The 9,611-nt window shown below is 45.4% G+C and carries 10 protein-coding genes and 2 pseudogenes; 2 read left to right on the top strand and 10 right to left on the bottom strand.

Annotated elements, in window-relative coordinates:
- Window positions 1-296 (top strand): annotated as a pseudogene (locus I8752_RS29900) (IS4 family transposase); the annotation flags it as partial.
- Here I8752_RS29900 and I8752_RS29895 read toward each other — a convergent pair.
- Complete coding sequence (locus I8752_RS29895; RefSeq protein WP_214435833.1) at window positions 261-1,655, bottom strand: reverse transcriptase domain-containing protein; 1,395 nt, start codon at window positions 1,653-1,655, stop codon at window positions 261-263. The pseudogene I8752_RS29900 and the gene I8752_RS29895 overlap by 36 nt on opposite strands.
- Window positions 1,656-2,059: 404 nt before the next feature.
- On the opposite strand from I8752_RS29895, the gene I8752_RS29890 reads away from it, so the two are divergent.
- Window positions 2,060-2,374 (top strand): hypothetical protein, encoded by a 315-nt coding sequence (locus tag I8752_RS29890; protein ID WP_214435832.1) that lies wholly within the window; start codon window positions 2,060-2,062, stop codon window positions 2,372-2,374.
- 53 nt (window positions 2,375-2,427) lie between these two features.
- Here the strand turns inward: I8752_RS29890 and I8752_RS29885 are convergent, their stop codons facing one another.
- From I8752_RS29885 to I8752_RS29845, 9 genes and pseudogenes are all read right to left on the bottom strand, one after another.
- Window positions 2,428-3,378: an L-lactate dehydrogenase gene (locus I8752_RS29885; protein WP_214435831.1), complete on the bottom strand. Its 951-nt coding sequence runs from the start codon at window positions 3,376-3,378 to the stop codon at window positions 2,428-2,430.
- Window positions 3,379-3,452: 74 nt separating this feature from the next.
- The gene (locus I8752_RS29880; RefSeq protein WP_214435830.1) at window positions 3,453-4,847 is read right to left on the bottom strand and encodes a mercuric reductase; all 1,395 of its coding nucleotides are present in this window, start codon (window positions 4,845-4,847) and stop codon (window positions 3,453-3,455) included.
- A gap of 166 nt (window positions 4,848-5,013) precedes the next feature.
- Entirely contained in the window at window positions 5,014-5,379 is a 366-nt protein-coding gene (locus I8752_RS29875; RefSeq protein WP_225896000.1) for a hypothetical protein, read from the bottom strand.
- A 112-nt stretch (window positions 5,380-5,491) separates the two neighbouring features.
- Window positions 5,492-5,896 (bottom strand): DUF302 domain-containing protein, encoded by a 405-nt coding sequence (locus tag I8752_RS29870; RefSeq protein ID WP_214435829.1) that lies wholly within the window; start codon window positions 5,894-5,896, stop codon window positions 5,492-5,494.
- A 52-nt stretch (window positions 5,897-5,948) separates the two neighbouring features.
- Window positions 5,949-6,428: a nuclear transport factor 2 family protein gene (locus I8752_RS29865; RefSeq protein ID WP_214435828.1), complete on the bottom strand. Its 480-nt coding sequence runs from the start codon at window positions 6,426-6,428 to the stop codon at window positions 5,949-5,951.
- 284 nt (window positions 6,429-6,712) lie between these two features.
- Window positions 6,713-7,108: a DUF6130 family protein gene (locus I8752_RS29860; RefSeq protein ID WP_214435827.1), complete on the bottom strand. Its 396-nt coding sequence runs from the start codon at window positions 7,106-7,108 to the stop codon at window positions 6,713-6,715.
- 255 nt (window positions 7,109-7,363) lie between these two features.
- Window positions 7,364-8,482, bottom strand: coding sequence for an alpha/beta hydrolase (locus tag I8752_RS29855; RefSeq protein WP_214435826.1), 1,119 nt, complete (start codon window positions 8,480-8,482; stop codon window positions 7,364-7,366).
- A 46-nt stretch (window positions 8,483-8,528) separates the two neighbouring features.
- Complete coding sequence (locus tag I8752_RS29850) at window positions 8,529-9,224, bottom strand: hypothetical protein (RefSeq protein WP_225895999.1); 696 nt, start codon at window positions 9,222-9,224, stop codon at window positions 8,529-8,531.
- 5 nt (window positions 9,225-9,229) lie between these two features.
- A pseudogene (locus I8752_RS29845) lies at window positions 9,230-9,611 on the bottom strand (IS4 family transposase); the annotation flags it as partial.

The raw sequence follows: 9,611 nt of genomic DNA, 5'->3' as shown, positions 1-9,611 counted from the left end.
CTGATAGACTTGTACGAATAATATTTTTAATTGCTTTAGCTATGACCAGTGCTTGGTTACATGGACAAAGGACTAAATTTCAAAAACTTGATTCCTATATTTGTCGTAGTCAAGAAAAAAATAGAAATGAGAAACGTCATAGTAATTTCTGGATAGGTTTATATGGTCAAAATTGGATAGTCGCTTGGCATGAGTGTCAAGCATGGGTCGAGGAACTGGTCGGTTTCAGTCGCAATAAGCAAGCATATTATCAGCGAGGTTTAAGGGCTATGAAGCTTATACAGCAAGCTCTTTAACTCGCTTGTCGCCCCTTGAACTCTAGAGGTTTCGATGCCATAGAGTTTGCTGTTTCGCTTACTCCAGTAGGCAATGTCTCCATCAAATGGTGATTTTGCACCTTTGACTAGAACATGTTGATTTTCGGAGTAGGGAACCTTGGGGAACGCATTATCCAGTAGTTTCTTGCTGGTATTTCGATTCTGTTTAGTTTCCCTGTTGAACACCTTAAACGCCCTGTGTTGGATGTGGTACAACGAGAACCGCGATCCACTCATTTTACAGTTGCGATGGTAGTTCCTCCATCCTCTAACTACAGGGGCTAATTTCTCAGCTTTGACTGTAGCACCATAGTTCCGGTTGTTGACGATGTGCTTTACTTTCTGGCGGAATGTTTTGAAATTGTCCACTGAGGGGACACATCTAAACTTTCCGTTGTTTTGCACCCTGAAGTGCCAACCCAGAAAATCAAAGCCATCTGTCGTAGCGGTTAGCTTAGTTTTCTTTTCGCTGATTTTCATTCCCCGTTCTGCGAGAAACTGGCTGATGAGGTCAAGTATTGTGTCAGCGTTATCTTCGGGCTTGAGTATAATAACCATGTCATCTGCGTATCGCACAGAGCGGTGTATATTCTCTATCCCATTGAGCGCAATGTTAGCTAAAAGTGGACTTACCACTCCGCCTTGGGGTGTTCCTTGTTCGGGAAACTCTGGGTTTACTCCTGCTTGAAGACATCGGAAGATTCCTTGTCTTATGCCCTTTGTGGCAATGAGTCTGTCCATGATGGCTGAGTGGGAAATCCGGTCGAAGCATTTTTCGATATCGAGTTCAATAACTCGTTTGTTTATTCCATTGACTTGGGAGTTGAGATTCTGGAAGAGGATTTTCTGTGCATCGTGTGCCGAACGTCCAGTCCTGAACCCGTAACTCCTGGCGTGGAAGGTTGCTTCGTGTGCTGGTTCCAGAGCGTATTTGACTAGGCATTGCCAAGCCCTGTCCGCAACGGTGGGGACTTTTAGAATGCGGGTTTTCCCATCTTTTTTGGGAATAGGAATTTTCCGTAGCTTCTGGTGATGCCAGTTGCTAGAATGGACTTTGAGTTCTTCACTCAGTTCAAGCCTCTCCTTAAATGAGAGTGAGGCTTTGCCATCAATTCCTGCTGTCTTTTTCCCAGCGTTTAGCTGCGTCACTTGACGAACTGCCAGTAATCTTGCTGCGGTGGATTTCAGAATCAGCTTTTGAAGAGACTTAGCTTTCCGATAGTCTCCACCTTGAACAGCTTTGTACATTCTTCTTTGCAGGCGGAAAAGGTTACGCCGGAATTTCTTCCAGGGTAATGTTCTCCATGATTCACTGGCATTATTGCTGTGTCCAATCATGCTCTACTCCAATTCGTGTACTCTGAACACCTCAGACCAATTACGGTCTGTCCTACCCGAACTAAAGGAATTCCGCTGCTCGTCTAGCCTACTTGGGGGTTCGACCTTCCCCTAGACCCTTAGTTCGTTTTTATTCGTTCCCTCAACTGATTACTTGCTTCGTTAGGTGTAGCCAATTTAACCTTCAGAAACCCTTGGTTCTTGCTGCTGTCATCCCTCATAACGCAGCGGGTTTTAACTCTGATGAAGTCGGGGGTTTTGTGTTATGCCCCGCTTGAGTGTGGGTTACTTTTCTAGGCTCTGTTTCACCGTGGAAGCTCCCTATTAACGCCAGTGTCAATCCATAGCGATTGTCTGATTGCGTCCTGTTCCCAGCTTCACTCTGCAAGAATCGAGCTTGCTCGGTGTGGGCAGGTAAGGAGTCACGCCTGAACCTGGCGGGTAGGACTTTCACCTACATCTGGTTGAGAGTTCAACTCGTAAGAGTTGGTAAGTTTATTTACGGACTGGATACCGGGATTCACTTACAACGAATCGCACGGGCATTCACCCTCGGCATTGCCGCCTTGTCGCTGGCATCCTTGCGCCTTGTTGAACGTGGCATGACTGGAGTGATGCAAGAATTGGCACTACTGCTATTCATGGGCGCAAATATTGCGATCGGCAGTATTGCTCTAGGGACAGTGCGGATCTTGCTGCGGGGCAAATTACTAAGTTAAAGATTGTTCATTTTTTCAGAACATATTGGCAGTAGAACTTATAGCATTTGATTTTAATTATGCAAAGAATTATAGGCTTCATTGAGTTTGTTGGCTGATTCTTCTAATAAGCGTTGTTCATAAGCATTTCTTGATAACAGCAGTTGGCGCTCAATACCTATTGAGCCAATGATACATGGAAGTCCAAGAACAACTTCAGCGCCAATTCCATAGTTAGAATCTGCTCTAGCCGATACTGGAAATATCTGCTTTTCATCTCGCAGGATGGTATCAACTAACTGACAAACTACTGTTGATATACCATAGCTTGTATTTCCTTTGCGTTCAAAAATGTTATAGCCTCGTTTACGAGTTAACTGTGCGTACTCTTGCTGAATTTGTTCTAGCGTTGCTCCTTGTGGTATAGGAAATTCAGTTAACAAAATTCCCCCAATAAATGCACTAGACCAAACGACAAATTGACTGTCTCCATGCTCTCCAATCACATAAGCATGAATGTCTTGTTTTGCAACATTCAGTTGCTTTCCAAGTTGATATTTCAGTCTAGCAGTATCCAGAACGGTTCCCGAACCGAAAATTAGGTTTTCTGCTCTGGTGGAAGTAGCGATCGCAATCCGCGTGAGTACATCCACTGGATTGCTAATGATAATTACGATTGAATTCGGTGCAACTCGATCTAATTCTTTAATTGTCGAACGTATAATCTCTGCATTGTCGCTCAATGTGTCTAATCGAGTCTGTCCTTGTTTATGCTGCACCCCAACAGTCACAACAATAATATCTGAATCAGCTAAATCTTCATACTGGTTTGATGGTATAATCTTCATCTCTTTAAGTAAGGGAATGCTATCTTCGATATCCCATGCTTGCCCTTCAGCTTTTGATAAGGTTCGGTCAAAAAGCACAACCCTTACACATCTGCCAAGTAAAACTAAAGCATTTGCAACGTCTGCACCTACATTACCTGCACCAATAATACCGACTTTAGATGTTTTACTAATCATGCTATGTATACTTGACCTTCAAGAATGAAATGTCGTTTGTTTGGTAAGTCCTTGGATCTGCAATTGCAGTCTGCTTACAACTTGGAAAACAATATATTTAACCCTTCGGTCATCGTGGGATGAGTCAAAATACCATCGCGCAGAACGGTGTAGGGCATCTGAGCTTGCATCACCATCTGCACTGTTGAAATCACTTCACCTGCTTCATGACACAACAGGGAACACCCTAGAATCCGACCTGTTTCGGTATCCACAATCGCCTTTAAAAGTCCATCGGTTTGACCGAGTGTTCTTGCTCTGGGAACGGCTGACGCATCCACCTTCGCCACGCGGATCGTATATCCTTGTTGCTGTGCTTGTGTTTCAGTCAAACCCACATGAGCCAGTTCTGGCTCAATGAATAGACAAGATGGAACCAATCGATCCCGTATACTCCGGTTGCCTCCATCAATTAAATTAGCTTTGATAATGCGATAATCATCGAGCGATATATGAGTGTATTGCGGGCCGCCATTGATGTCCCCTAACGCCCAAATTCCAGGAATGTTCGTCTCTAAGCGTTCATTAACTTGAATAAATCCGCGTGTATCAGTTGCTACACCAGCAGCAGCTAAATTTAAGCTCTCAGTATTGGGCGCACGACCAACGGCGACGAGCAAATGCGACCCTTGGAGGGTGATTTCACGATCGCCAACTTGGATTTGCAGGATGGTTTGATTATCAGTGCGAACCACCCTCAACACCTTCGCCTTCAGCCAGAATTCAATACCATCTCGTTCTAGCAGGGTTTGAACTGCGATCGCTATATCTGGATCTTGCTGTGACAGGATTTGCTCATTTTGCCCAATGACAGTCACGCCACAGCCAAAGCGCCGAAACATCTGGGCAAACTCTAAACTAATATAGCCACTACCGAGAACTATCAGGTGTTCAGGCAGGTGTTCTAGCTCCATAATCGACTCACTCGTTAAAAATCCCGCTTTTGCGAGTCCAGGAATCGATGGAATTAACGGTCGTGTGCCTGTATTAATAAATAACTGTTCGGCGGTAAGTAAGCGATTGTTTCCCTCAGTCGTCGTTACTTCAATTGTTTTGGGAGCAACAAACCTTGCTGTGCCGATAATCAAGTTCTTATCCAGAGCCGTTTCTAAATTGTGCAAGTTCATTTCACGCGCAGATTGCACAACTGTTCGTTTTCGTTGGATTACCTCTGCTAAATTAACGATAGGTGTATTAGCTTTAACACCATAAACGGCACTATTTCGCACTGTGTTTGCCACATTAGCACTCGCCACCATAGTTTTAGTAGGAATGCAAGCAATATTAATGCACCCGCCACCAATCATATTTAAGCTGCGTTCAACCAGAGCGGTTTTACGTCCGTCGGTGACTAACGCAGGTGCAAGTGTTTTACCCGCTTTGCCGCCGCCGATAATAATGTCGTCATAGTGTTGAGCGTTCACTTCCATATCCTTTAAGTTCGAGCGGGTGAATACGACTTCTAGAAGGTGTTATGAATTTCAGAAAAAACTGGCTGACTAAGAGGGTTTTAGCGATAACGTATTTGGCGAACGTAACTCAAGATGCTTGCCCTAGCTGGGTTGACAAAAAGTGCATAACACCCGCGCTGATGATTCAACTTTTCGTACAAGCTTGCTTCATCAAGATACGCTTATTTTTATACACCTCTAAAGTACCAGACTGCGCGTTATCTAACGTGCCATCCCACACCCAATATTCATAAATTCCACTCCGAAACTTATACACTCGAACACCTTCTGTCGCTTGGCTAGTTCCTTTGCCCAAACTTAAATTCCCGTTGGGACTGGTCGCGCGATAAAGCAGTTCACGAGAATTATAATTCTGCCAAATATTGATGTTATAACCACCCTGGCATTTTGTACTTAGGATGAGGGCAGCTGTAGAGTCAGCAGAAGCTCTTAAGCAAAAATTAGCTAAGATACTGATTGGCAGAGCCAGAAGTAACGCGGATGTTTTCATAAGTTTTATAAAATTAATACAGCCGCTCAATTCCGGCTGCCGAGGAGCTACTGTGGTATCCTTAATGCTGTTTCAAAAACGCCCTGGTGCGATCGCCTGCAAATTCTGCGACTTATTTACAATCGGCAAAACTAAGTGCTCGATCGATTAAAGGTGCAATGATAGCGATATTTTTCACCAACTCATCACAGAGAGAAAATCGCTGTTTTAAGTAATTAGGATCGTTGTAACTCACCCAAACCTTGCCGTCAGTGGCTTTCCATGCCAGTATTTTCAAGGGTAAATCTAAGGCGATCGTTGGTTCTGCCACCATGAGGGAAGTTCCGGCTTTCGGGTTGCCAAACAGCAACAACTGTATAGGACACAAGCTTAGTCCGGCTTTTTCGGCTTCAGCCTGTTGATCGATGCGGGCAAAAATGGTGATGCCTTTTACTTGAAGGACGGCTTCTAATCGATCGATGGTTACAGGCACTGAATATTGACTAAGCTGGCTAATTATGCCGTTGTTTGCATTCATAGCAGTGGATTTCTTGTAAAATAAAAACTGAGTGATATAGTCGTTGGGCTTTTCAAAGATTGAGGTCTGACAATCCTGGATGATCGTCAGGACGACGACCTAGTATCCAGTGGTATTTGCGATCGCTTTGGTGAATTGGCAGGTCGTTGATACTGGCAATACGCCATCGCATGAATCCATGTTCGTCAAACTCCCAATTCTCATTGCCGTAAGAGCGAAACCAGTTGCCGGAATCATCATGCCACTCGTAAGCAAAACGGACAGCAATGCGGTTGTCTTGAAAAGCCCAAAGCTCTTTGATCAAACGGTAGTCCAATTCTTTAAGCCACTTACGTGTTAAAAACTGGACGATCGCCTCACGACTAGATAGAAATTCTGAGCGGTTGCGCCAAATGCTATCCGACGTGTAAGCGAGTGATACTAATTCAGGGTTACGTGTGTTCCAAGCATCCTCTGCAATTCGGACTTTTTGGATGGCGTATTCGCGATCAAAAGGCGGCAAGGGTGGTCGAGGATTTTCGGGGTTGTTCATAGTATGTAAGCGCTAGAATCGCGATTCTCGTTCCTAGAGGCTTTGCCAACGTCTCAGCACGGTTGAATTAAATTTACAGCAAATTTCAAGTTGATGAAGTAGACAAACTAAGTCCCAAAGGCAGGTATGAACTTTGTTTTACTTCTGGATTCTGAATTTGGGTGTAAATGCGTGCCGACCGAATTACCTCAAAAGCAGTTTAATACAGATCGATGAATACCACCGCGATGTGCAGCGTTTTTGCAGATGCCCCCGTCACAACTGCAATTTTATCTCTAGTTTTTTCATGATGATTTCTTAGAATCGGGCAGCGTAAACTCCACAGTTTCGCTAGTGATTACTTTGTGCGTGGGGTCAGCTAGTTCGATCAGCACCTTGTGCGCGCCAGGTTCCAGTCCGACCAGGATAATCGTTTCTCCACTGGCATCGACAAAGTGCCACGGCAAATCGTCAACGGTGATGTGGATATGACCGATGCGCGGCGATACTTCGAGCGCACCTTTGCCAAACACCGGCAACACGCGCAGATTCTCCGTCCGGTACTGAATGAAGACACGTCCTTGTCCTAACGCTTCGGGAAGCGGTGGATCGACAATCAGCTTGGGTGGTGCTTCGTTTTCAATCGCAATCAACGGTGACAAGCCGATAATGTCCCTAGCGCTCGGTGTGTGGCTGTTCATAGCAGGTAAGTACCTGAGAGTAGTTTAAATATAACGATCCATGAATGTATTTTGAGAGGTTCTGCCAGCGATCGAGCCTTTGGAGGCGGAGTCTCTCAGAATTAGTTCCTAGCCTCCAGGCTAGGAACTAATCACGGCAAGGGCTGTGTTTTAACTTAGTGCCATTCCGCTTTCTTCTTTTCCCCTACGCTAACTCGGTAAGCAGCAAGCAATGGAAGAGCGTCTTTTCCTTTCCCCAAAAACATCGATCGCATCCTATTGCAGATGTTTCTTCAATTCAGCAGCAGCTTGAACAAACAGAGAGCGGACTTCTGGCAGCTCGGCTAAACCATTGAGCAGTCCAAAGTCATGAATCATGCCGTTATACTGCACAGTTGTTACCTCGACCCCAGCTTCATCGAGCTTGCGTCCATAAGCTGTGCCTTCGTCATGCAAAATATCGCTCTCTGCAACCACAAGTAACGCTGGAGGCAAGCCTTGCAGTTGCTCAACCGTCGCTTGTAGGGGAGAAGCATAGATATCTTTGCGCTTTTCTGGGTCAGCGATGTACATGTCATACATCCATTTCATCGTTGGTGTAGACAAGTACCGTTTGTCGCCAAATTGGTGGTAAGAATTCGTTTCAAAATCAGCATCGACGATCGGCCACATCATGATGTGTAGCTTGATGTGGGGTCCTCCTTTGTCTTTCGCCTGCAAAGCAGTGACTGCTGTCATATTGCCGCCGACACTGTTGCCGACGACTGCCAGATTTTTGCCATCCACGCCAATCTCCTCACCATGCTCGGCAACCCATTTGGTTGCGGCATAAATCTCATTGATTGCTTGGGGATACTGAGCATCTGGCGTGCGCGTGTAGTTGACAAAGACCCCTGCAAACCCTGAAAGCACAACAAGATCGCGCACCATGCGCTTGTGTGTTGGGTAATCACCCAGCACCCAACCACCGCCATGAATAAAGATGAAAACAGGCAATGTGCCTTTAGCCCCTTCAGGTCGCACAATATTAAGTGTAATCGTGTAACCGTCAGCGATAATTGTCTTCTCAGACTCTTCAATGCCTGAAAGATCAACTTGAACCGAAGCCTGTGCATCCACGAGTACTTGGCGCGCTTCGAGTGGAGTGAGTGTCTCTAGAGCCTCCTCCCCTGGTGAGTTCAGCTCCTTCAAAAATGCCTTCACTTCTCTGGAAAGACGTGGATCGTCGGCAACTTCCAAAATTTTTGCTGCTGGCGAGTTTGCTTGAGCAACCATGACATTCTCCTTTGATAAGTAGTAATAAATCTGTTGAAATGGCACTGTTAAGTGAATTGATTTAACAGTGATACTTGATTCAGCAGCGATCGTGAAATGGCGATCGCTTTCTACTGACATCGTTTAAGAGCCGGAATTATTTGTTACTGGTAAAAAGGTTGTTGACCTAGCGGGTCGCTGCCTCGTTCGGTTGTTTCCACACCGCAGCAGCATAGAGCGAGTTCTCAAAATCAGGGGCGATATCGCCTGTGATACGTGCCTCATGATGCGCCCAGTCCTCAAAGAACAAGTCGTGGCTGATACACGATACTATTCCTGGTATGTCGCGGCGGATGCTAAATATGTCACCAATTGGCAAGCCGAAGCTGACGAAACCAGCAGGATTAAATACGTGAATGTCTTTAAGATAAGGGGCAGTGCCAGGTACTTTTTCTAGGTATTCGCGGGCTTTACCCAAGTAAGGGTGCGTCCCCAAATAGTCGTCGCGCAGGTCTTCTAGTGGCTCGTAACGATCGCGCCAGAGGGCAATGTGCTGGGCAAAGTCGGCTAGTTCGGGACGCTTTGTTGGGTCAACGGAGTAACCAGTGCCAGCGATCGCAAAATCAAACTCGAAAACATCATCATTTACCTGAATGACAATGCGCTCGCCCATTTCCCGTGCCGATTTCCAAGGTGCAGATAGGTGGATGTGAAAGTTCGGGAAGGCGATCGCTCGCTCAATCGCGTTCCGTGATGGCGTGGAGCCTGCTTGACGAAAGCGCCAAGCTTGGAACCACCGGGCTGCATCGGGTAATTGGGGATAGTTGCAGTAAGCACCAGGGTATTCTCGTATCCGAAGGATTGGTAGTTCAAGGGGCGACAAGCGAGTTAAAGAGCTTGCTGTATAAGCTTCATAGCCCTTAAACCTCGCTGATAATATGCTTGCTTATTGCGACTGAAACCGACCAGTTCCTCGACCCATGCTTGACACTCATGCCAAGCGACTATCCAATTTTGACCATATAAACCTATCCAGAAATTACTATGACGTTTCTCATTTCTATTTTTTTCTTGACTACGACAAATATAGGAATCAAGTTTTTGAAATTTAGTCCTTTGTCCATGTAACCAAGCACTGGTCATAGCTAAAGCAATTAAAAATATTATTCGTACAAGTCTATCAGGATTAGCTTGAGAACTTTCCAAATTGTAACCGCCAGTTTTACAATCTTTGAACATGGCTTCAATTCCAAAGCGTTGAGTATATATT

Origin of the sequence: Dendronalium phyllosphericum CENA369, assembly GCF_016056275.1 — a bacterium.
Classification (GTDB): domain Bacteria; phylum Cyanobacteriota; class Cyanobacteriia; order Cyanobacteriales; family Nostocaceae; genus Dendronalium; species Dendronalium phyllosphericum.
This window is presented reverse-complemented; position numbering and strand designations above follow the sequence as displayed.